This window comes from Mycobacterium sp. E1214 (assembly GCF_001666755.1).
Lineage (GTDB): Bacteria > Actinomycetota > Actinomycetes > Mycobacteriales > Mycobacteriaceae > Mycobacterium.
This window is the reverse complement of the sequence record NZ_LZJC01000140.1, coordinates 44,613-69,188: the sequence shown is the minus strand read 5'-3', so window position 1 is coordinate 69,188 and position 24,576 is coordinate 44,613. Positions and strand designations below refer to the sequence as shown.

Genomic DNA, 24,576 nt, shown 5'->3' with positions numbered 1-24,576 from the left:
GCCGGCTAGCCGGCGGGTCAGATGTTGAACGGGGAGAACATCACCCGGTTCGGGTCGTACTTCTGCCTGACGGCACTCAGCTTCGGCAGGTTGGGGCCGAAGTACCGCGACGCCGGCTGGTTGGCCTCGAGGTAGTTGACGTAGCCGCCCACCGAATACGGTTGCACCGCTTGGTGTGCGGTGTTGAGCCAGCCGGTGGCGGCCGCAGGATCACCGGCCGTCTCGACATACCACTGCACCAGCGAAGCGTCCCGGCGCCACGGGAAGGCCGTGGCGCCCGGCGCCACCGTGGCCAGCGCGCCATCGAGGGCGTGCATGATCACCAGAGCGCGCCCGGCGCCCCCGGGAAAGGCGTTGAAGGCGGCCGCGATTCCCTGTGCCGCGGCCGGGGTGAGGCTCTGAAAGACGTCGGACCCGCCGACGTACCCGAGCGGCGACGGGTTGAGGTTGTTGACGGCCAGGTACCGCACCAGGTCCAGATAGTTGAACGTGTGGCTGTCGGTGCCCGCCGGTTGCAGCCCAACGGCTTTGGTGACCGCAGCCGCCACGCTGCCACCCGAACCGGCCGGGCAGGTCGCCATGATGCGGCAATGCGGGCCCATCGGGTCGGCGGTGGCGTCGGCCAGCGCCCAGCTCTGGGGATCGGCGGTACGCAGCCAGTTCTGCCACCCGAGAAGAACCTGCGCAAAGGCCTGCGCGGGGTAGTTCAGGTTGACGACGTCCACGTCGTGGGTGGGGAAGGTCGCGAACGTCAGCGACGTCGTCACCCCGAAATTGCCGCCACCGCCGCCGCGCAAACCCCAGAAAAGGTCCGGGTTTTGGGTCGCGGACGCGGTGACCGCCTGACCCCCCGGCAACACCACCGACGCCGACGTCAACTGATCGCAGAGCAGGCCCGCGTGCCGCGATTGAGCGCCCAGGCCACCGCCCAGGGCATGCCCCGCGGCGCCCACCGACGGACAGGTGCCGGTCGGAATGCCGCGTCCGGCGGCGGCGAGCGCCTCGTGCATGGCGTACAGACTCGTCGCGGGGGTCACCGTGATGGTCGTCGTGGCCGGGTCGTAGTTGACACCGCCGGGCAGCTGGCGCAGGTCGAGCACCATGGCGCCGTTGGCCGTCGACGCGCCCACGTAGGAGTGCCCGCCACTGCGCGGGGCGACCTTGAGGTTGTGGGCGGCCGCGAACGCCATCGCCTTCTGCACGTCCGCCACCGAGTGCGGGACGACGACGGCCGCGGGCGTCGAGCCGTTGTAGTTGGTGTTGAAAACCGCCTTCGCGGCACCGAATTGACCGTTGTCCGGCAGCACCACCGGCCCCGTGATCGCCGACGACAGGCCGTTCCAGCCCGCCGTGGGCGCGTTCGGCGCGGCGGCAGCCCGCCCGGATCCCCAGGCGGCGCCCGCGGAACCGAGCGCGGTGCCCGCGGCGAACATCCCGGCGGCAGCTCGCAGGAAGGCCTGGCGCGAGAACTCGCGCGCCGGCTCGCGCGGTGACGTCATTCCCGCATTGTGGGCCCGCGCCGTCGGCGAAACCGTGGCGCCGCAGCACGTGTCGCGACACGATCCGGTCACGGTCGGCTATCGAATCGCCGCGCTGCCGCTCCGTCGAGGGGTGACTCAGTTTCCTGCGGCTGCGCCCAGCTGCGCGGCGATGGCCTTCTTGTCGATCTTGCCGATCGGGGTGGTGGGCAGCGCGGGGAGCGCCACCAGCACGTCGGGCCGGGTGTGCGCGGCGACGCCCCGCCCGTCCAGGTGGGCGTTGAGCTCCGCCAGAGTGACCGCCGCGCCGTCGAAAACCACGGCGGCGCAGATCTTTTCACCCAGGTACGGGTCGGGCAACGGTACCGCGGCGGCCGCGAAAATCGCGGGGTGGCTGAGCATCTGCTCCTCGAGGTCGGCGGCGGAGATGGTCTCACCGGCGCGGCAGATCACGTCCTTGACCCGGCCGGTGACCTGCAGGTAGCCGTCCGGCCGCAGCCGGACCAGGTCGCCGCTGCGGAAGAAGCCGTCCGGGTCGAAGCAGCGCTGGTTGTCGCGCTCGGCGCGGTAGTACCCGTTGAGGGTGTAGGGCCCGCGGACCAGCAGTTCACCCTCGTCGCCGGGGGCCACCGGGTGCCCGGCCGCGTCCACGACGCGCAGCTCGTCCGCCGCGCACAGCGGCCGCCCCTGGGTGTGCTCGACGACTTCGGGCGGGTCGTCGAGGCGGGTGTAGTTCAGCAGCCCCTCCGCCATGCCGAACACCTGCTGCAGGCCCGGGGTGAGCGCGGTGCGCACCAGGCTGGCGTCGGCCGGGTCGAGCCGAGCGCCGCCGACCTGCAGCAGCCGCAGGGTTTTCGGTGTCACCGGCTCCCACTCGCAGGCCTGCGCCCACAGCTTGGCCAGCGGCGGCACCAAGGCGGTCACGGTGACGCCGTGGCGGTCGATGGCCGCGAAGGCCGCTTCGGGGCTGGGGTCGGCGCCGAACACGGTGGTGGCGCCAACCGTCATCGCGCCGAGCAGACCCGGGCAGGCCAGCGGGAAGTTGTGGCCGGCCGACAGGGCCACCAGGTAGACGTCGTCGGCGGTGAGCCGGCAGACCTCGGCGCTGGCGGTGGCGTTGAACAGGTAGTCGTCGTGCGTGCGGGGGATCAGCTTGGGGGTGCCGGTGGTGCCGCCGGACACCAGCAGCACCGCCGGCGAGGACGGGTCCGGCCGCGGCGCCGGCAACGGGGCGGACGCCCGGTCGCGCAGCCGCGCCCACGGGATGAAGGGGCCCGGCTCGCCGTCGACGATGACGTGCTCGAGCACCGGATGCTCGGCCACCAGGCCGGCGGCCATGGCCGGGTAGTCGAACCCGCTCGTCGCGTCCGCGATCAGCAGGCCGGTGGCGCCGCTGACGGCCGCGAAGTGGCTCAACTCGGCCGCCCGGTGGCCGGGCAGGCACAGCACCGGGATGGCGCCGGCCCGCAGGAGGCCGAACAGCGCGACCGCGAACTCGCGACCGTTGGGCAGCTGCAGCAGCACGCGATCACCCGCCGCGATGCCCACCTCGCGCAGCCCGACGGCGGCGCGGTGCGCCTGTTCGTCCAGCTCGGCGTAGGTGAGGCCGGAGTCCGGGGCGAGGGCGTCGACGACGGCCGTCCGCTCGGGCCAGCGGGCCGCGGCGTCGGCGAGGACGCTGTCGAGGGTCCGCCCGGCCCAGTAGCCCGCCGCCCGGTAGGCCGCGGCGCGTTCGGCGGGAAACGGGACGAACCCCTCCAACGAGCCGTCCTGGGTCGGCGGCCGGCGGGTTTGCGGCGTCATGGAATTCCTCACACGGGGGCGTAGTAGCGGGGATGCCGGGATCGACGATAGGGTAACCAAAAAATTAGGGAAGCCTGTGCTAATTCTCAGGAGGGGCTCGTAGTGCATGCCTCGGCGCGCTCGGACGAGATCCGGGCAGCGGTCGCCGACCTGCTCGGCGTCGGAGTCGACGCCATCGAGCCGGGTAGCAACCTCATCGGCCATGGGCTGGACTCGATCCGGATCATGACCCTGGCCGGCCGCTGGCGCCGTCAGGGCATCGCGGTCGACTTCGCCATGCTCGCCGCCGACCCCACCGTCGAGGCGTGGGCCGCGCTGGTCGACGCGGGGGTGCCGGCGGACGCCGCCGACCCGCAGGCGCCACCCGACCAGCCTGACCCCGCCGAGGGGCAGGCCGCCGACGAGCCGTTCGGGCTCGCCCCCATGCAGCACGCCATGTGGGTTGGGCGCCAGGACACGCAGCAACTCGGCGGCGTCGCCGGGCACCTCTACGTCGAATTCGACGGCGGCCCCCTCGATCCGGACCGGCTGAGCGCAGCCGCCACCGCGCTGGCGCGCCGGCACCCCATGTTGCGGGTGCAGTTCCTGCCCGACGGCACCCAGCGCATCCCCGCGACCGACGCCGAGTTCCCCGTCGCGGTCGAGGATCTGCGGCACCTGGACGCGGACGCCGTCGACCAGCGGCTCGCCGCGGTGCGTGACGCGAAGTCGCACCAGCAGCTCGACGGGGCGGTCTTCGAGTTGACGCTGACCCTGCTGCCCGGCCACCGGTCGCGCCTGCACGTCGACCTCGACATGCAGGCCGCCGACGCCATGAGTTACCGCACCTTGATGGCCGACCTCGCGGCCCTCTACGGCGGGCAAGACCTGCCCGCCTTGGGCTACAGCTATCGGCAGTACCGCCGCGCCGTCGAGGCGGCCGAGGCGCGGCCGCAGCCCGCCCGCGACGCCGACCGGGCCTGGTGGGCGCAGCGCATTCCGCAGCTGCCCGACCCGCCGGCCCTGCCGGCGCGCGCGCCCGCGACCGGCGAGCGGCGCAGCAGCCGGCGCTGGCACTGGCTGGACCCGCACACCCGCGACGCGCTGTTCGCCCGCGCGCAGGCCCGCGGCGTCACCCCGGCGATGACACTGGCCGCGGCGTTCGCCCACGCCCTGGCGCGCTGGTCGGCGTCGTCGCGATTCCTGCTCAACGTGCCGCTGTTCGGCCGCCAGGCACTGCACCCGGACGTCGACGCGCTGGTCGGCGACTTCACCTCCTCGCTGCTGCTGGACGTCGACCTGATCGGGGTGCACACCGCGGCGGCGCGCGCGCAGGTGCTGCAGGACGCGATGCGAACGGCGGCGGCCCATTCCGCGTATCCCGGGCTGGCGGTGCTGCGCGACCTCAGCCGCCACCGCGGGACGCAGGTGCTGGCGCCGGTGGTGTTCACCAGCGCGCTGGGCCTCGGCGAGTTGTTCGGCCCCGCGGTCACCGACCACTTCGGCACGCCGGGCTGGATCATCTCGCAGGGCCCGCAGGTGCTGCTCGACGCGCAGGTGACCGAGTTCGACGGCGGCGTGCTGGTGAATTGGGATGTGCGCGAAGGGGTCTTCGCGCCGGGAGTCGTCGACGCCATGTTCGCCCACCACATCGACGAACTGCTGCGGTTGGCCGGCGACGACGACGCCTGGACGGCGTCGGGTCCGCCGGCGCTGCCCGCCGCACAGCGGGCGGTGCGTGACGCGGTCAACGGCCGCGCCGCCGCACCGAGCGGGGAAGCGTTGCACGACGGCTTCTTCCGGCAGGCGCGCCGCCAGCCCGACGCGCCCGCGGTGTTCGCCAGCTCCGGTGACCTCACCTACGCGCAGCTGCGCGACCAGGCGCTGGCCGTGGCGGGGGCGCTGCGCGGGGCCGGCGTGACCGCCGGCGACACCGTCGCGCTACTGGGGCCCAAGGGCGCCGAACAGGTTGCGGCGGTGCTGGGCATCCTGTCCGCCGGCGCCGCGTACCTGCCGATCGGCCCCGACCAACCCCGCGATCGGGCGGAACGCATCCTGGGCACCGGCGGGGTGCGGGTGGCCGTGGTGGGCGGCGGGCAGCGGCCGTCGCTGCCGGTGCCCGCGCTGCCGCTGGCCGACATCCTCGCCGGCGCCGGCGGCGCCCAGATCGAGCCCGCCCCAGTCGATCCCGCGCAACTGGCCTACGTCCTGTTCACCTCGGGATCCACCGGCGAGCCCAAGGGCGTCGAAGTGACCCACGACGCGGCGATGAACACCGTGGAATTCATCGGCCGGCACTTCGACATCGGCCCCGCCGACCGCTGCCTGGCCCTGTCGACCCTGGAGGGCGACATCTCGGTGATGGACGTTTTCGTCACCTTGCGGACCGGCGGCGCGATCGTGATGGTCGACGAAGAGCAGCGCCGCGACCCCGACGCCTGGGCGCGGCTGATCGACGCCCACCGGGTCAGCGTGCTGCATTTCATGCCCGGCTGGTTGGAGATGCTGGTCGAGGTCGGCCACGGGCTGCTGTCGTCGGTGCGGGTGGTGCCCACGGGCGGTGACTGGGTGCGCCCCGAGGTGGTGCACCGGTTACGCGCCGAGGCGCCGCGGCTACGCTTCGCCGGCCTCGGCGGGGCCACCGAAACCCCGGTCCACAACACGATTTTCGAGGTGGGCGACACGAACGCGCTGCCGGCCAACTGGGTGGCACTGCCGTTCGGTGTTCCGCTGCCCAACAACGCTTGCCGGGTGGTCGACGACAACGGCGCCGACTGTCCCGACTGGGTGCCGGGAGAGTACTGGGTGACGGGCCGCGGCCTGGCCCGCGGCTACCGCGGCCGCCCCGACCTCACCGCCGAGCGCTTCGTCGAGCACGACGGCCGAACGTGGTATCGCACTGGGGACGTGGTGCGGTACTGGCCGGACGGCACGCTGGAGTTCGTCGGCCGCGCCGATCACCGCGTCAAGATCAGCGGGTACCGCGTCGAGCTGGGCGAAGTGGAGACCGCGCTGCGGCGCGTGCCCGGCGTCCGCACCGCGGTGGCCGCCTTGATCACCGCGTCCGGTGAGGCCGACGTGCTCGCCGCGCAGGTGCACGCCGACGACGCCACCCTGACCGCCGAGCGGATCGGTGCTGCGCTCGCCGATCTCGTTCCCGCACATATGGTTCCGCGCCACATAGTGGTTGTACAGCGGATCGGGTTCACCGACGCCGGAAAGCTCGACCGCCGGGCCGTCGCGCGCGACCTGCAGGCCGCGGTGTCCGGTGCGCGGCGGCCCGGTCACCGGGCGCCGTCGACGCCGCTGGAGTCCGCCTTGGCGGCGATCCTCGGAGACCTGCTGGGTCGCGACGGCGTCGGCGTGGACGACGACTTCTTCGCCCTCGGTGGGGACTCGGTGTTGGCCACCCAAGCCGTCGCGCGCATGCGGTCTTGGCTCGACAGCCCGGACGTCATGGTCGCCGACGTCTTCGCCAACCGCACCGTCGCCGCGCTCGCCGCGCTGCTCACCGCCCGCGAGGGTGATCCGGGCCGGCTCGACCAGGTCGCCGAGTTGTATCTGGAGGTCATCGGCATGGACGCCGAATCGGTGCTGGCGTCCGCGCAGCAGGCCGCGAACTCGTCGGCGTCGCAATGACTTTGAATAACCTGGTGAGCATGCCGCCGACGTTCCCGTCCTGGATCAAGCTGACGCCCGGGCGCACCGAGAGCCCCCGCGCGGGTGCCATCGTGGTGTTCCCGCACGCCGGGGCCGCCGCCGCGAGTTACCGGGTGCTCGCCACCGCGCTGGCCGCGGGCGCCGACACCTACGTCGTGCAATACCCGCAGCGGGCCGACCGGCTGGCCGAGCCCCCGCATGAGACCGTGCACGCCCTGGCCGAGGATCTGTTCGCCGCCGCGCCGTGGCACGGTGTCACGCCGCTGCGACTCTTCGGGCACAGCATGGGCGCCGTCGTCGCCTTCGAATTCGCCCGGATCGCCGAGGAACGCGGCGTGGGCGTGCAGAAGTTGTGGGTGTCGGCCGGCCCGCCGCCGTGCGTCGTCGCCGACATGCCCGAGCTGCCGACCAGCGACGACGCGGTGCTCGCGGACATCGCCGACCTGGGCGGCACCGACCCGGAACTGCTTGCCGACGAAGAATTCTCGGAGTTGCTGACCACCGCGGTGCGCGCCGACTACCAGGCGTTCAACCGTTACGACCCCAGCCCGGACGCCCGCATCCGCGCCGACATCCACGTACTGGGCGGCCGCGCCGATCACCGCATCGATGCCGACGTGCTGCGGCTGTGGGACAGGCACACGGCGGGGTCGTTTGAACTGTCGCTGTACGACGGCGGGCACTTCTACGTCTACGACCACGTCGACGCGATCGCCGCGCAGGTGAACGCATGACGCTATCCGGCAACGACTTCGACGGTCCCTTCGATTCCCGTTTCGAGGCCCCGTCCGACCCCGTCGTCATCGTCGGCATGGGGGTCGAGGCGCCCGGCGGCATCGACAGCGTCGAGAGTTACTGGGACCTGCTGTCCCACGGCCGTGAGGCGCTGGGTCCGTTCCCCACCGATCGCGGCTGGGCGGTCGAGGAGCTGCTCGCCGGCTCCCGCCGCGGCGGCTTCAAGCAGATCCACGACCGGGGCGGATTCCTCACCGGCGCGGCCACTTTCGATCCCGAATTCTTCGGCATCTCGCCGCGGGAAGCCGTCGCGATGGATCCGCAGCAGCGGGTGGCGCTGCGGGTGGCGTGGCGCGCGCTGGAGAACAGCGGCATCAACCCCGACGACCTCGCCGGGCACGACGTGGGCTGCTTCGTCGGCGCGTCGGCGACCGGGTACGGCCCGGAGATGGCGCGGTTCTCCGAACACAGCGGCCACCTGCTCGCCGGTACCGCGCTCAGCGTGATCTCCGGGCGCATCGCCTACACGCTCGGGCTCAGCGGCCCGGCGGTCACGCTCGATTCCTCCTGCGCGTCGGCTTTGGTCGCCTGCCACGTCGCGGTGCGCGCCGTGCAGAACGGCGACTGCGACCTCGCCTTGGCCGGCGGCGTCAACGTCCTCGGGTCGCCGGGCTTTTTCGTCGAGTTCTCCAAGCAACACGCGCTGTCCGACGACGGCTTCTGCCGTCCCTACAGCGCACAGGCCAGCGGGACGGTCTGGGCCGAGGGCGCGGGAATGTTCGTGCTGCAACGCAAGTCGGCCGCCATCCGCGCCGGGCGACCGATCCTGGCCGAGGTGCGCGGCACCGCCATCAACCAGGACGGGCGCAGCGCCGGCCTGAGCGCGCCCAGCGGTGACGCGCAGGTGCGGCTGTTCCAGCGGGCCATGACCCAGGCCGGCATCAAGCCCGGTGACGTCGGCATGATCGAGGGGCACGGCACGGGCACTCGCCTGGGCGATCGCACGGAGTTGCGGTCGCTGGCCCAGACTTACGGCGACACCGACCCCGGCACCGGCGCGCTGCTCGGGTCGGTGAAATCCAACGTGGGCCATTCGTTGGCCGCCGCGGGCGCGCTCGGGCTGGCCAAGGTGCTCGTCGCCGCCGACCGCGGCGCCATCCCCGCCACCCTGCACGCCGCCGAGGCTAGCCCCGAAATCGACTGGGAGGCACAGGGTTTACGCCTGGCGCAGACCCTGACGCCGTGGCCCGCGGTCGACGGCCAGCGCACGGGAGTCGCGTCCGCGTTCGGCATCGCCGGCACCAACGCGCACCTCATCGTTTCCATGCCCGAGGTCGCGTGATGCTCGCCGACGCGCTGCCCGACGGGCGCACCCCCGTGCTGCTGAGCGCGCACCACCCCGAGCTGATCCGTCAGGACGCCGCCGCGATCCTGCGCTACCTCGACGGCGCGCCGGTCCTGGGAGATCCCGCCGACGTTCCCGCCGCGGTCGCGGCCACGCTGCTCCGGCTGCGGCGGGTGCGGCGTCACCGCGCGGTCGTGCGGGCGGCGGATCGGGCCGAACTCGCCGCGGCGCTGGCGGCGGTCGCCGGCGGCGACGAGCACCCGCTCGTCGCGCGGTCCTCGACGACGACGCCGCCGCGGATCGCCTTCGTGTTCCCCGGCCAGGGCAATCAGTGGCCCGGCATGGGGGCCGACGCCTACCGGCGGCTGCCGGCCTACCGCGCGGCCGCCGACCGATGCGCGCAGGCGTTTGTCGACGCCGAAACGCCCTCCCCACTGGCGTATCTGGCGGGCGCCGACGACCGTGACTGGTCGCGCCGCGAGATCCAGGGAGCGCAGTTCACCCACGCCGTCGGCCTGGCCGCGGCCTGGCAACGGTGCGGGGTGGCGCCGCAGTTCACGGTCGGACACAGCCTGGGCGAGGTCGCCGCGGCGTACGTGGCGGGGACGGTCACGCTGCCCGACGCCGTCGCGCTGGTGGTGGCCCGCGCCAACGTCGTCGGCCGGCTGACGGGTCGCTACGCCATGGCGGTACTCGGCATCGGCGCGCCGAAGACCGAGGCGCTGCTGTCCGAGACGCCGGGCTGGCTCGAGATCTCGGCCGTCAACGGGCCGTCGTCGACCGTCATCGCCGGCGACCACGACGCGGTGACCGCCGCGACGCGGCTGGCCCGGGAACGCGACGTCTTCGCCCACCAGCTCGCCGTCGACTACCCCGGCCATACCAGCGCGTTGCGCGGCCTGCGGGCCGACCTCGCCGAGCTGACGCCGCGCTCGGCGTTTCGCGAGGCAGCGATCACGTTCGTCGGATCGACCTTCGGCGCCGAGGTAAACCCAGCCGCCGACTTCACCGACTACTGGTATCAAAACCTCTGCGGCACAGTGCGGTTCGACCTCGCCGTGCAGCGCGCCCGCGAGCTCGGCGCGGATACGTTCGTCGAGTTGTCCGCGCACCCGTCGCTGCTCTACCCGCTCGCCGGCATCCTCGGCGACGACGCCGCGACGGTCACCGGATCCGGACACCGCGACACCCCGCCGGCCGACGCGCTGTCGGCGGGCCTCGCCGCCCTGGGCGCCGCCGACCCCGCCTGCGACTGGGCGCCCGCCGTCCCGGCCGCCAACCGCCCACCGCTGCGTGGGTTCCCCAACGCGCCGATGCGGGCGGTGCACCTGTGGGTGGCCCCGGACCGGCTCGCTGACGCAGGGCCGCCCGCGCCGGCGCTCACCGTCGCCGTCGAGGACTGGCAGGCCGCGGCGCCGGTCGCCGACCGGCCGGGCGCGCTGACCATCGGCCTGCACGCCGACGAAAGCTCGGCCGAGCTGGCCCGGCGGATCACCAAAGCCATTGCGGCACAGGGTGACTCCCGCGTCGTCGCGCCCGTCGAGGCCGAGATCCTGGTCGTCATCGCCCCCGCTCTCGATCACACCGACCCCGCCGCGGCGATCGACCACATCGGGCGCCGTCCCGACGCGGGCCTACCCGACTACGCCGGCCTGATCGGGCCGCGCTGCCGCGCGGTGTGGCTGCTCACCGCGCGCGCCGAACAGGTGGGCGCCACGGCCGAGGCCCCGGCGCAGGCGGCGCTGGCGGCGATGCACCGCAGCGTCGGATTCGAGTTCCCGGACCAGGCGTTCGGGCACCTCGACCTGGCCGACCGTGACGTCGACGCGCGCACCGCGACCGCCGTCGTCGCCGCGCTACGCGGCGAGGCTTCGGAGGTCGCGGTGCGCGCCGCCGACGGTCACGGCGCGCCACAACGCTACGTCCGGACGTTCCGCGACGGCCGCGGCGCGGCGATCGCACGTCCGCTTGACGCGGCCACGCTGGACAACGTCGTGATCACCGGTGGCAGCGGGGCGATCGGCCTGCACTACGCGCGGCTGTGCCTCGAGCGCGGCGCCAACACGGTAGTTCTCTTGAGTCGCAACGGCGTCGACCCCGAGGCGCTGCGTCGGCTCACGGATTCCCGCGGCGCCGGAGTCCGGGTGCACGCGCCGCGGTGCGACATCACCGATCGGGCCGCCCTGGCGGCCGCCGGCGCCGAATACGGCGGATCCGGGGCGTCGCTGTTGATCCACACGGCCGGCGTCGCCGTCGCCCGGCCACGCGCCGAACTGACCGGTGCGGACGTGGCTGCGGTGAGCGCGGCGAAGGTGCGTGGCCTCGCGCTGCTCGCCGAGTCATGGCCGCTGCGCCCCGACTGCCGAATCCTGGCGTGTTCCTCGGTGTTCGGAGTGTGGGGCGGCTACACCCACGCGGCCTACGCCGCCTCGAACCGGATGCTCGACGTGCTGGCCGCCCAGCTGCGCGCCGCCGGCCGTGACTGCACGGCGATCCGCTGGGGGTTGTGGCAGGACGCCGGCGTGGTCGTGGGTGACGAGATCGCCCGCACCGAACGCTCCGGTCTGGTGGCGATGGACCCCGCCCGGGCGCTGGACGCCAGCCTGTATGGCTACGGTGGCGACCCGCTGATCTTCGACGCCGATTTCGATCGCTTGCGGGTGTTCTTCGAAAGCCAAGGCATGCCAATGCCGTTCAGCGCTGTGGAGCCTGGACAGGCCGCGGGTGCCGACGCCACCCCCAAGCCGCTGGCGGAGGTGGTGCGTGCGGAGCTGGCCGCCACGCTGCACCTGGACGGCTCCGTCTGGCTCGACCCGAGCACGTCGCTGATCGACCTGGGCGTCGACTCGCTGCTCGCGCTCGACCTGCGCAAGCGGCTGCGCCGGACCGTGGGCGGCTCGGTTCCGGTGGCCCGCATGCTCGGTGGCATCACCGTCGGCGAATTGATCGAAGCGCTGCTCGCGCAGGCGCCCGCGACGCCCCCCGAGCGCCCGGCCGCGACCGGAACGCAGCGTTCACCCCTCGCGATGCTGGAAAGGTTGGACTCCTAGCGTGACTGACACCACGGGCACCAACGCCCGCCTCGACGATGAGCGCCTGGAACTGTTGCGCCGCAAGATCGCCGAACGCGGCCTGGCCCGGCCTGCCGCCGAGGCCGCGGTGGCGACCGCCGAGGGGCCCCGGATGTCGGTCGGTCAGCATCGCATGTGGTTCGTGCAGTCGGTCGACCCCGACAGCGCGCTGCTCAACATTTGCGTGTCCTACCGCGTCACCGGCAACGTCGACGTTGCGCGGCTGCGGCGGGCCGTCGACGCCGTGGCGGCTCGACACCCCGTCCTGCACACCACCTACGAGACCACCACCGAGGGCGATCCCCGCCCGGTGTTGCGGGTCGGGCTGCGACCCGAATGGGCCGAACACGACCTGAGCGGACTGGCGGACCAGGCCCGCCGGCTGCGCCTCGACGTGTTGGCGCAGCGCGACTTTCGTCGGCCTTTCGACCTGTCCGCGGATTCCCCACTGCGGGTGACCGCGGCCCGGTTGGCGCCCGAGGAACTGATGCTGCTGTTCACCGCCCACCACATCGCGTGGGACGACGGCTCGTGGGCGCCGTTTTTCGCCGACCTGACCCGCGCGTACGCCGACCCCGACGGCTTCGCCGCCGCGCCCGCCGGCCCGCGCGTCGCGCCGGAGCATTCGCTGCGCGATGAGGACCTGGAGTACTGGCGGCCCCTGATGGCGAATCTGCCGGAGCCGCTCGAACTTCCGGGCCCCAACGGATCGGTGGTGCCGAGCTCCTGGCGCGCGCAGCGTGCGACGGCGCGGCTGTCGGCGGGCACCGTCGAGCGGGTGAGCGAGTTGGCTCGAGAATTCCGCGCAACCCCGTACATGGTGTTGATGGCGGCCTTCGGCGCGCTGGTGCACCGCTACACACAGTCGACCGACTTCCTGGTCGCGGCGCCGGTGCTGAACCGCGGCATCGGCACCGAGGACGAGATCGGTTACTACGGCAACACCGTGGTGATACGGCTGCAACCCCGGCCGCGGCAGAGTTTTCGTGAGCTGTTGGCCGAGACCCGGGACAGCGCCGTCGGCGCCTTCGCCCACTCGCGGGCCGACCTGGACTGGCTGGTGCGCGAATCGAACCCGGACCGCCGCCACGGCGCCGACCGGATGACCCGGATCAGCTTCGGGCAGCGCGCCTCCGACGGCGCCGGGTTCAGCCCGCCGGGCGTGCGCTGCGAGCGCGCGGAGCTGCGCGGCCACTTCAACCAGCTACCACTGAGTTTCATGGTCGAGTTGGACGGCTCCCGCGGCGCCCTGGTCGAGGCCGAGTACCTCGTGGAGGTGCTGGACCAGCAGCTGGTGGAACAGATGCTGCGCCACTACGCCGTCTTGCTGGACGCGGCGCTGGCCGACCCCGACACGACGCTGTCCGGGTGCGCATTGCTGGGCGGTGACGACGCCGCGTGGCTGCGCGACGTCTCGACGGGCGAAGCGTTCGACACCCCGGCGGCCACCTTGCCGGAGCTTGTCAGCCGGCGGGCCGGCGTGGCGCCCGACGCCGTCGCGGTCGTCTACGAAGGCGGGCACTACAGCTACCGCGAGATCGACGAGGAGTCGAACCGGGTGGCGCACTGGCTGATCGAGCAGCGCATCGGCACCGAGGACCGGGTCGCGGTGCTGCTCGACAAGTCGCCCGAGCTGGTGATCACCGCGCTGGGCGTGTTGAAGGCGGGCGCGGTGTACCTGCCGGTCGACCCCACCTATCCCGAGGATCGGCTGAGCTTCATCCTCGGCGACGCCGACGCCAAACTCGTTGTCCGCGAACCCGTCGGCGCGCTGCACCGCTATCCCTCGACCCCGCCCGCGCAGCTGGTCAGGCCGTTGAGCCCGCGCAACACCGCCTACCTGATCTACACGTCGGGTTCCACCGGTTTACCCAAGGGCGTGCCGGTGCCGCACGCCCCGATCGCCGAGTACTTCATCTGGTTCGGCCGGGAATACCGGGTCGACGAGACCGACCGGCTGCTGCAAGTCGCGTCGCCCAGCTTCGACGTGTCCATCGGCGAGATCTTCGGGACCCTCATTTGTGGTGCGCGCCTGGTGATTCCGCGGCCCGACGGGCTGCGCGACATCGGCTATCTCACCGACCTGCTTCGCGGCGAGGGCATCACGTCGATGCACTTCGTGCCGTCGCTGCTGGGGCTGTTCTTGTCGTTGCCGGGCGTCAGCCAGTGGCGCACGCTGCGGCGGGTCCCCATCGGGGGGGAGGCGCTGCCCGGTGAGATCGCCGACAAGTTCCACGCCACCTTCGACGCGCTGCTGTACAACTTTTACGGGCCGACCGAAACCGTGGTCAACTGCACCAGCTACCCGGTCGAGGGCACCCAGGGCACCCGGATCGTGCCGATCGGGCGGCCCAAGATCAACACCCAGATCCACCTGCTCGACGACGCGCTGCAGCCCGTCCCGCCCGGCGTGATCGGCGAAATCTACATCGGCGGCGGCCATGTCGCCCACGGCTATCACCGTCGGCCGCAGTTGACGGCCGAACGATTCGTGGCCGACCCGTTCAGCACGGGTGGGCGGCTGTACCGCTCCGGTGACCTGGCTCGCCGCAACGCCGACGGGGACATCGAATTCGTCGGACGCGCCGACGAACAGGTGAAGATCCGCGGATTCCGCATTGAGCTGGGCGAGATCGCCGCCGCGATCCTGGTCGACCCCAGCGTGGGACAGGCGGTCGTCGTGGCCGTCGACCTGCCCCAGCTGGGCAGAAGCCTGGTCGGTTACGTCACGCCGGCACTGGGCGGCAGCACCGAAACTGTTGAGCTGGAACGCATTCGGGCCCGCGTCGCCGCCGCGCTGCCCGACTACATGACTCCGGCCGCCTACGTGGTGCTCGACGAGATTCCGATAACGGCGCACGGCAAGATCGACCGCAAGGCGTTGCCGCAGCCGCAGATCGCGGCGGCCGTGGAATACCGCGACCCCAGTACCCCCACCGAGCGCCGCATCGCCGCGCTGTTCTCCCAGTTGCTCGGGCACGACCGGGTCGGCGTCGACGACTCGTTCTTCGACCTTGGGGGTCACTCACTGGTCGCGACCAAGCTCGTCACCGCGATCCGCTCCGAGTGCGGGACCGAGCTGTCCATCCGCGAGGTGTTCGAGCTCGCGACCGTGGGGCTGCTGGCGCGACGGGTCGACGAGCTCGCCTCCGGTCAGCGGGCCCGGCCGCGGCCCAAGCTCATCGCGACCGCCCACGACGAGCCGATGCCGCTCTCGGCGTCGCAGCTGCGCAGCTGGTTCGCGTTCCGCATCGACGGCCCCAGCCCCGTCAACAACATCCCCTTCGCTGCCACGCTGTCGGGTCCGTGGGACATCGACGCCCTGGTCGCGGCGGCCGGTGACGTCGTCGCCCGCCACGAGATCCTGCGCACCACCTACGTCGAGCTCGACGGCGTGCCGTATCAAGTGGTCGGCCCCGCCGGCGACCTGCCGGTGCGCCGCGCCGAGGGCGCGGACGACACCTGGCTGCAGCAGCAACTCGACGTCGAGCGGCGGCACTGCTTCGAGCTGGACCGCGAGCTGCCCATCCGCGTCGCCGTGCTGCGCACCGCCGACAACCCGACCGAACACGTGCTGTCACTGGTCGTGCACCACATCGCCTCCGATCACTGGTCGGCCGGGGTGCTGTTCTCCGACCTGATGACGGCGTACCGGGCCCGCCGCGGCGGGGACGCCCCGTCGTGGGCGCCGCTTCGGGTGCAGTACGCGGACTACGCGGCGTGGCAGCGCGCCTACTTGGGCCTGGACTCCGTCGGGGGCGGCCAGGAGTCCGCCGTGGCCGACGAGCAGCGCGAGTACTGGACGCGGCAGCTGGCCGGGTTACCGGAGGACACCGGCCTGCGGCCGGACTTCGCGCGCCAGCCGGTGCCGAGCGGGGAGGGTGAATCCGTCGACTTCCGCATCGACGCGGCCACCCGCGACAAGCTCGTCGACCTGTGCCGCGAGGTCGGCGTCACCGAGTTCATGTTGCTGCAGACGGCCGTTGCCGTGGTGCTGCACAAAGCCGGTGGCGGCGTGGACATTCCGCTGGGCACACCGGCCGCCGGCCGCACCGAGGCCGAATTAGACCAGCTGATCGGCTTTTTCGTCAACATCCTGGTGCTGCGCAACGACCTGGACGGCAACCCGACCCTGCGCGAGCTGCTGGCCCGCGCCCGGGAGACCGCGCTGGCCGCTTACGCCCATTCCGATCTGCCGTTCGACAGAGTGGTCGACAGCGTCAGCCCGGTGCGCTCGCTGTCGCGCAACCCGCTGTTCCAGGTCGTCGTCCACGTGCGCGATCATCTGCCCGCGACCCGGGTGATCGATCCGGCTCCGGATCGGGGCGGGCAGGACACCGTGTGCACGTCGCTCGACCCGATTTTCGACATGGCTCACGCCGACCTCAGCGTCAACTTCTTCGGCACCGACGGCAGTGGAGAGTCCGCCGGCGTCGGTTACCACGGCAACGTCATCTACCGGACCGAGCTCTACAGCCGGGCCACCGTCGAGCGGTTGACCGGCTGGCTCACGCGGGTGGTCGAGGGGTTTGCCGACGACCTCGACCGGACTTTGCGGGACGTGCAGTTGATCGACGCCCGCGAGCAGCGGCGGATCCTGCAGGACTGGAGTCGTGGTGAGCAGCCGCCCGCCGACCGGCCGCGCACCATACCCGAACTGCTCGAACCCAGCCGGCAGTTGACGGCCGACCGGGTCGCGGTGCGTTGCGCCGACGCCGAGCTGAGTTACCCCGCGCTGCACCAGCATTCAGACAATCTCGCCGCGCTGCTGGTCGCTCACGGTGTCCGGCCGGGGCACCTCGTCGGGCTGTCCACGCGGCGCAGCGCCGACATGGTGGTGGCCCTGGTGGCCATCATGAAGGCCGGCGCCGGCTATTTCCCCATCGACCCCGGCTACCCGCTGGCGCGCAAGCAATTCATGCTCGACGACTTGCGGCCACCGGTGGTCCTGGCGACCGACGACGCCGTGGACACCATGCCGCAGCTGCCCGGCGTCACGCTGGTCTCGCTGGACGACCCGCAGGTGCGCGCCCGGGTGACAGCGCTGGACGCGCAACCCCCGTCGAAGGACTTACCGCTTCCACATCCCGACGACCCGATGTTCCTGGTCTTCACCTCCGGATCCACCGGCAAGCCCAAAGGCGCGGTGGGCACGCACCGCTCGATGGCGGCCCGCTTGGATTGGCAACTGCGGCACTACCCGCCCAGGACCACCGATGTCCGGTTGGCGCAGGCCTCCATCACCTTCCTCGAGGGCGGCATGGAGATGCTGGCCGGCTTGGCGGCCGGCGCGACCCTGATCCTGGCCGACGACGCCGAGCACCGCGACCCGGAGGCCCTCGGTGACTTGATGATCCGGCATTCGGTGGCCCAGGTGACCGCCGTGCCCAGCCTGGTCTCCGCGTTGGTCGACAGCCGGCCGGACGCGGTGCGGGCGCTGTCGCGGCTGGTGTGCGGCGGTGAGCCGGTGAGCGCGTCGCTGTTGTCCCGGTTGGTGGCGGTGTGCGCGCCCGACACCCAGCTGCTCAACAATATCGGGTCCACCGAAACCTCGGGCGCCGTCTCCCGCGGGCCGCTGAGCCCGCCGATCCCCTTGGTGGGCAAGCCCGTTGCGGGGGCGCAAGCCTATCTGCTCGACGACGGCCTGCGGCCGGTGCCGGCCGGTGTGGTGGGGGAGCTCTACTACGCCGGCGACCAGCTGGCTCGCGGCTATTGGAAGCGTCCCGGCCTCACCGCCGCCCGCTTCGTCGCGAATCCCTACGCTTTCGAACCCGGTTCCCGGCTGTACCGCAGCGGCGACCTGGCCCGCTGGACCGAGGACGGCCGGCTCGAATTCGTCGGCCGGTCCGACCATCAGGTACAGGTGCGCGGCTTTCGGGTCGAGCTCGCCGAGGTCGAGGCGGCGCTGGCGGCCGTCGACGGGGTGGCCGCCGCGGCGGCCCGCACCTGGGAGGCGCACGGCGGCGTCTCGCTGGCCGGGTATGTGGTGCCCCACGCGGTGGTGGCCGACGACGCCGCCAAGGCGGCGTTCGCCGCCGAGGTGCGCGCCGCGATCGGCTTGACGCTGCCCGGCTACATGATGCCGTCGTCGCTGACCGTTCTCGACGCGCTGCCAAAGACCGAGTCCGGCAAGCTGAACCGGCCGGGTTTGCCCCGCCCGGAGGTCAGCACCAGCGGGCGGACCGAACCGCCGCGCACCGACACCGAGCGCGCGCTCGCCAAGGTGTTCGCCGAGTTGCTGTCGACGCCCGAAGTGGGGCGCTTCGACGACTTCTTCGCCCTGGGCGGCGACAGCATCCTCTCGGTGCAATTGGCGTCGCGGGCCCGGGCCGCCGGCCTGGCGGTGAACCCGCGGATGATCTTCGAGAACCCGACGGTGCAGCAGTTGGCCGCGGCCCTGGACGTTCTCGGCGAGGCGGCCGGCGAGCCCGAGCCGGGCGCCCAGGCGGCGGACACCCGCTTCGCACCGATGAGCACCTCGGGGCTGTCGGCCACCGATCTCGCCGCGGTGACCCAGCTGTGGTCGGCGTCGCGCGAAGGCACGACATGACCACGGCCAAAACCGATGTCGCGCCCGACATCGAGGACGTGATGGCGCTCAGCCCCCTGCAGGAGGGGCTGTACTCGCTGACCACGCTGGCCGAGTTCGCCGAGGGTGAGGCGGCCGACGACCCGTACGTCATCGGAATGGCCGCCGACATCTCCGGCGCGCTCGACGTCGCCCTGCTCCGCGACTGCGCGGCGCTGATGCTGGCGCGCCACCCGAACCTGCGGGCCAGCTTCTTCAGCCGGGGCATCCCGCGGCCCGTGCAGATCGTCCCGTCCCGCGTCGAATTGCCGTGGCGCACCGTCACTGCCACGGCCGACGAGGTGCGGCGGCTCGAGACCGCCGAGCGCCGAACGCCTTTCGACCTCGAACACGGACCGGCGATCCGGTTCCTGCTGATCGAGTTGCCTGACGCGCGCTGGCGCCTGGTGCTCACCGCCCACCACATCGTCATCGACGGCTGGTCGATGCCCGTGTTCGTCAACGAGATGATGACCCTGTACCGGGCGGGCGGGGACACCGCCGCGCTGCCCGCCGCACCGCGGCCGTACCGGGACTACATCGGCTGGCTGGCCGGGCGCGATCTGGCTGCCAGCCAACAGGTTTGGCGGCAGCACCTGTCCGGACTGCAGGGGCCCACGCTGTTGTCGGCGGCCCTGGGATCGGCCGATGGTGTGCGTGGGGGCCTGCCCCGCACCACCGAGTTGCGCCTGCCGCCCGATACCACCGCGCGGCTGGTCGACGGTGCCCGCTCCCGCGGCGTCACCGTCAACACGCTGCTGCAAATGGCTTGGGCGGTGGTGTTGTCGCGGCTCACCGACACCCACGACGTCGTATTCGGGGTGACGGTGTCGGGCCGACCCGCGGAATTGGCCGGCGTGGAGACCATGATCGGGTTGTTCGTCAACACCGTGCCGCTGCGGGTCCGGCTGGATCCGGCGGCGCGGGTCGGTGAGCAATGCCGCGCCGTGCAGCGCGATGCGGCGCTGCTGCGCGAGCACGGCTACCTCGGGCACGCCCAATTGCGGGCGCTCGGCGGGGTGGGGGAGATGTTCGACACCCTGCTGGTCTACGAGAACTTCCCGCTGGACGGTCTGACCGCCGGAGCCGAATTGTCCGCCGCCGGAGCCACGTTCCGGCCCTCGGCCCTGCAGACGCTGTCGCACTTTCCGATCACGATCGCCGCTCACGTGGCGGGGACCGAGCTCGTGGTGCTGATCGAGGTCATCGACGGGGCGCTGGGCGCGACGCCGGCCGCCCAGTTCGGCCGCCGCGTGCTGCTGGCCGCCGAGAACCTGTTGCAGAGCTGGGAGCGGCCACTGCGCGACGTGAGTGTCCTGTTCGAGGACGAACAGATCGTGGCGGTGCCCGCCGCAGGTCCGACACCCGGGCGCGGCATCCACGTCCGGTTCGCCGATGCCGCCGACGCGGCGCCGGACCGCCCGGCCCTGCGCTGGCGGGGCGGCTCGCTGAGCTATCGAGAGCTGAACCAGGCGGCCGACCGGGTGGCAGCGCAGCTCGCGCGGCGCGGTGCCGCCCCCGAAAGCGCTGTCGCGATTCGCCTTTCACGCGGCCCGGAATACGTCATCGCGATCCTGGCCGTCCTCAAGGCCGGCGGTGTCTGCGTGCCCATGGAGCCGGGCACACCGCCGGAGCGAGTGGATTCCATTCTGCGCCAGTCGCAAGCGGCGATCGTCCTCGACGAGGCGCTGATCCAGGAATGGCTCGACGCCGAGCAGTCCGGGTTCGACCCGGTCGACGTGGCGCCCGGGCAGGCCGCGTACGTCGTCTTCACCTCCGGAACCACCGGGGAACCCAAGGGTGTCGTCGGGACCCACGGCGCGGTCGGCGCCTACGCCGACGACCACCTGGACCGCGTCGTGCGGCCCGCGGCGGCGACACTGGGCCGGCCGCTGTGCATCGCGCACGCGTGGTCGTTCGCCTTCGACGCGGCCTGGCAGCCGTTGGTCGCCCTGCTCGACGGGCACGCGGTCTACCTGGTCGACGAGGCCACCCAGACCGACGCCGAGGCGCTGGTGGCCGCCATCGCCGAGCACGGCGTCGACATGATCGACACCACGCCGTCGATGTTTGCTCAGCTGCAGGCTTTCGGTTTGCTGAGCCGGACGCCGCTCGCCGTGCTGGCGATGGGCGGCGAGGCCGTGGGCGTCACCGCCTGGGCGCAGATCCGCGCGGCCTGCCACGCGACGGCGTTGACCGCGTTCAACTGCTACGGGCCCACCGAGACCACGGTGGAGGCGGTGGTTGCCGCGATCGGCGAACACGACCAGCCCTCGATCGGGCACCCGACCCGCCACACCCGCGCCTACGTGCTGGACTCCGCGCTGCGGCCGGTCCCCGGCGGCGCGACGGGCGAATTGTATTTGAGTGGACCGCAACTCGCCCGCGGCTATCTGGGCCGTCCGGGTGAGACCGCGGCGCGGTTCGTCGCCGACCCGCACGCGCCCGCCGGGCGCATGTATCGCACCGGCGACCTGGTGCGCCGCCTGCCCGACGGCTCGCTGCACTACGTCGGGCGGGCCGACGCCCAGGTGAAGATCCGCGGCCACCGCGTGGAGCCCGGCGAGATCGCCGCCGCGCTGGAATCGCACCCCGGGGTCCGCCAGGCCGGCGTGCTGGTGCGGCGCCACCAGGGCGTGCCGCGGCTCACCGCTTACGTCGCCACCGCCGCGGCCGGCGGGCCCACGGCGGCCGAGCTACGCGGCATGCTCGGCGCCCGGCTGCCCCGTTACATGGTGCCGCACCGCATCGTGCTGGTCGACGCGATTCCGTTGACCGGGAACGGAAAACTCGACGAGGCCGCGCTGGCCGCCCTGGACACCGCCGAAGCCCCCGGGTCCGCGACGGCGCCGCAGACCGCCACCGAAACCGCCCTGGCCGAGCTGCTCGCCGAGCTGCTGGGGCAATCGCAGATCGACGTCGCGGCCGATTTCCTCCAGCTGGGCCTGGACAGCATCACGGCGCTGTCGGTGGTGCAGGCGGCGCGGGCGCGGGGAATCGCGCTGCGCGCCCGCCTCGTCCTGGAATGCAGCAACGTCCGAGAACTCGCGGAGGCGATCGATTCCGAGGCGGCCGCGGCCGCCGCGTTGCGCCCCGCCGACGAGGACACCGGCCCCATGCCGCTGTTGCCCAACGGGCGCTGGCTCTACGAATACGGCGACCCGCGGCGGCTGGCCCAGACCGAGGCGATCCGGCTGCCCGCGTCGGTCACCCGGGAGCAGCTGCGGGCCGCGCTGGGCGCCGTCGTCGCGGCCCACGAGGTGCTGCGTACCCGGCTGGACCGCGCCAGCATGACGCTGGTCCCGACGTCGCCGCCGGAGGTGCTGACCGAGGTTGCGGTGCCCGGGGACCCGCGCGCCGTGGTGGTCGACCAGGTCGCCCAGGCCGTCGAGCGGCTGGACCCCGAGCGGGGTTCGCTGCTGGCCGCGGTGTGGCTGCGCCCGGCTGCCGGCGAGAGCGTGCTGTTGCTGGCCGCGCACGTGGTGGCGCTCGACCCGGCGTCGTGGCGGGTGGTGCTCGGAGAGCTTGGGGCCGCGCTGCAGGCCGCGGCCACCGGTCACCCGCCAGCGCCCCTGCGCGAACACACCAGCTACCGGCGCTGGGCCGCCGCCCTGGCCGAGCGCGCCGGCCGGCTGGACACCGCGGACTTCTGGGCGGCCCAGCTGGCAGGGCCGGACCCCGACCTCGGGGCGCGACGGCTCGACCCGGAGCGCGACCGGGCGCGTGATCTGCTGGTGCGCACCGCCGCCGCCGACGCCGACACCACCCGCCGGTTGCTGGGCAGCGGCCTGCCGCTGCCCACGCTGCTGGTCGCCGCCACCGCCGCCGCGCTGACACGCTGGCGGCGGCAGCGCGACCAGCCCACGCCGCCACCCCTGCTGGCGCTCGAAACCCACGGTCGCGCCGACGATCTCGTCGACGCGACCGGGATCGACACCGGCGACACGGTGGGGCTGCTGAGTTCCATCTACCCGGTGCGGGTCGACTCGACCGACCCGGCGCGCGTCGGCGAGCAGCTGGCGAGCATCCCGGGTGACGGCCTGGACTACGGGCTGCTGCGCTACCTGCGCGACGACACCGCGCGGCGGCTCGCCGCCTTCCCGGGGCCGCAGGTGCTGCTGAATTATCTGGGAGCCGCGCACGCCGCGGGCGGCACCGGGCTGACGCTGCAGCGCGAGCTGCTCGCCGGCGTGTCGCCGGTGCCCGAGCCGGACCTGGCCGTGCGCCACGAGCTCACCATCGCCGCGATGGTGTTGACGGTCGACGACCAGCGGGTGCTGGCCTCGCAGTGGCGAGCGCTGCCCGACATCCTCAGCGACGCGGACATCGCTGCGCTGCAACAGCTTTGGCTAGAGACACTGCGGGAGATGGTCGAATGAGCACACTGGCGATCCTGGGCGCCGGCGCCAAGGGCGTGGCCGTCGCCGCGAAGGCATTCGTGCTGCGCGAGATGGGTGTCGAGGTTCCCGACGTGGTCGCCGTGGAACGCACCGGGGTGGGCGCCAACTGGCAGGCCTCGGGCGGCTGGACCGACGGCGCGCACCGGCTGGGCACCAGCCCGGAGAAGGACGTCGGCTTTCCCTACCGGTCGGCGTTGGTGCCGCGCCGCAACGCCGAGCTCGACGAGCGGATGACCCGGTACAGCTGGCAGTCCTACCTCATCGCCACGGCGTCGTTCGCCGAATGGATCGACCGCGGGCGGCCCGCCCCGCCGCACCGCAAGTGGAGCCAGTACCTGAGGTGGGTCGCCGACCAGGTCGGGATGAGAGTGGTCCACGGCGACGTCGAGCGGCTCGCGGTGACCGGCGACCGGTGGGCCCTGCACACCCACGAGACCACCGTGCACGCCGACGCGCTGATGATCACCGGCCCCGGCCAGGCCGAGAAGTCGTTGCTGCCCGGCAACCCGCGCATGCTCTCGATCGCCCAGTTCTGGGACCGCGCCGCCGGCCACGACCGGATCACCGCCGAGCGCGTCGCGGTGATCGGTGGCGGCGAGACCGCCGCGTCCATGCTCAACGAGCTGTTCCGGCACCGGGTATCGACCATCACCGTCATCTCCCCGCAGGTCACCCTGTTCACCCGCGGCGAGAGCTTCTTCGAGAACTCCCTGTTCTCCGACCCCACCAACTGGCCGGCGCTCACCATGGCCGAACGGCGCGACGCCCTGGCCCGCACCGACCGCGGGGTGTTCTCGGCCAACGTCCAGGAGGCGCTGCTGGCCGACGACCGGATCCGCCACCTGCGCGGGCGGGTGGCGCACGCGGTCGGCCGGGACGGGCAGATCCGGCTGACCCTGTCGACCAATCGCGGCAGCGAGCACCTGGAGACGGTGCACGGCTTCGACCTGGTGATCGACGGCTCCGGGGCCGACCCGCTATGGTTCACCTCGCTGTTCGGCCAGGACGTGCTCGACCTGCTCGAACTCGGGCTGGGCGGACCGCTGACCGCCGAGACCCTGCAGGAATCGATCGGCTACGACCTGTCCGTCGCCGACGTCACGCCCAGGCTCTACCTGCCCAACCTGTCCGGGCTGACCCAGGGGCCCGGGTTCCCGAACCTGAGCTGCCTGGGGTTGCTGTCCGACCGTGTGCTGGGATCAACCCTGGGATCGGCGAAGAATCCATCGATGAGGAGACGCGATGAGCACCAACCCCTTTGACGACGACAACGGGATTTTCGTCGTCCTGGTCAACGACGAGGAGCAGCACAGCCTGTGGCCCACCTTCGCCGAGACGCCGGCCGGCTGGCGGGTGGCCTACGGCGAGGCCAGCCGCGCGGACTGCCTGGCCTACATCGAGCAGAACTGGCCCGACATCCGCCCGAAGAGCCTCATCGACGCGCTCGCGCGCGACTGACGGGGACCCCTGGGGCGCCGCGACGCACCCGGTGCTGCCGTAGCGCCGCCGTAACGTGACCGGGCCGAGACTCAATTGT

10 protein-coding genes are annotated in these 24,576 nt (G+C 72.5%); 8 read left to right on the top strand and 2 right to left on the bottom strand.

Translation table 11 applies throughout. The features are described 5' to 3' along the window. Positions 1 to 17: 17 nt before the first annotated feature. Together A5700_RS19690 and A5700_RS19685 are read right to left on the bottom strand one after the other, a co-directional pair. Complete coding sequence (locus A5700_RS19690; RefSeq protein ID WP_068068525.1) at positions 18 to 1,499, bottom strand: FAD-binding oxidoreductase; 1,482 nt, start codon at positions 1,497 to 1,499, stop codon at positions 18 to 20. A 117-nt stretch (positions 1,500 to 1,616) separates the two neighbouring features. Beyond that, positions 1,617 to 3,281 carry a (2,3-dihydroxybenzoyl)adenylate synthase gene (locus A5700_RS19685; RefSeq protein WP_068068528.1) on the bottom strand — a complete coding sequence of 555 codons (1,665 nt, stop codon included), beginning with the start codon at positions 3,279 to 3,281 and terminating at the stop codon, positions 1,617 to 1,619. Between the two features lie 102 nt (positions 3,282 to 3,383). On the opposite strand from A5700_RS19685, the gene A5700_RS19680 reads away from it, so the two are divergent. Genes A5700_RS19680 through A5700_RS19645 form a run of 8 tightly spaced genes read left to right on the top strand, consistent with a single transcriptional unit; the run spans position 3,384 to position 24,497 of the window. Then, the gene (locus A5700_RS19680; protein ID WP_068068531.1) at positions 3,384 to 6,899 is read left to right on the top strand and encodes a non-ribosomal peptide synthetase; all 3,516 of its coding nucleotides are present in this window, start codon (positions 3,384 to 3,386) and stop codon (positions 6,897 to 6,899) included. Between the two features lie 20 nt (positions 6,900 to 6,919). After that, a complete protein-coding gene (locus A5700_RS19675; RefSeq protein ID WP_231973755.1) occupies positions 6,920 to 7,654 on the top strand; it encodes a thioesterase II family protein in 735 nt (244 codons plus the stop codon). After that, positions 7,651 to 8,997, top strand: a complete 1,347-nt coding sequence (locus tag A5700_RS19670; RefSeq protein ID WP_068068537.1) for a polyketide synthase — start codon at positions 7,651 to 7,653, stop codon at positions 8,995 to 8,997. Before A5700_RS19675 ends, A5700_RS19670 begins: the two co-directional genes overlap by 4 nt. After that, positions 8,997 to 12,050, top strand: a complete 3,054-nt coding sequence (gene mbtD, locus A5700_RS19665) for a mycobactin polyketide synthase MbtD (protein WP_068204947.1) — start codon at positions 8,997 to 8,999, stop codon at positions 12,048 to 12,050. The genes A5700_RS19670 and mbtD overlap by 1 nt, the downstream gene beginning before the upstream one ends. 1 nt (position 12,051) lies before the next feature. Further along, on the top strand, positions 12,052 to 18,621 hold the full coding sequence (locus A5700_RS19660) for a non-ribosomal peptide synthetase (protein ID WP_068071218.1): 6,570 nt from the start codon (positions 12,052 to 12,054) through the stop codon (positions 18,619 to 18,621). Next, complete coding sequence (locus A5700_RS19655) at positions 18,618 to 23,018, top strand: non-ribosomal peptide synthetase (protein WP_068071220.1); 4,401 nt, start codon at positions 18,618 to 18,620, stop codon at positions 23,016 to 23,018. The genes A5700_RS19660 and A5700_RS19655 overlap by 4 nt, the downstream gene beginning before the upstream one ends. Beyond that, positions 23,015 to 24,301, top strand: a complete 1,287-nt coding sequence (gene mbtG / locus A5700_RS19650) for an NADPH-dependent L-lysine N(6)-monooxygenase MbtG (protein WP_068071214.1) — start codon at positions 23,015 to 23,017, stop codon at positions 24,299 to 24,301. Before A5700_RS19655 ends, mbtG begins: the two co-directional genes overlap by 4 nt. Then, positions 24,282 to 24,497, top strand: coding sequence for an MbtH family protein (locus A5700_RS19645; RefSeq protein WP_068071213.1), 216 nt, complete (start codon positions 24,282 to 24,284; stop codon positions 24,495 to 24,497). Before mbtG ends, A5700_RS19645 begins: the two co-directional genes overlap by 20 nt. Positions 24,498 to 24,576: the final 79 nt, after the last annotated feature.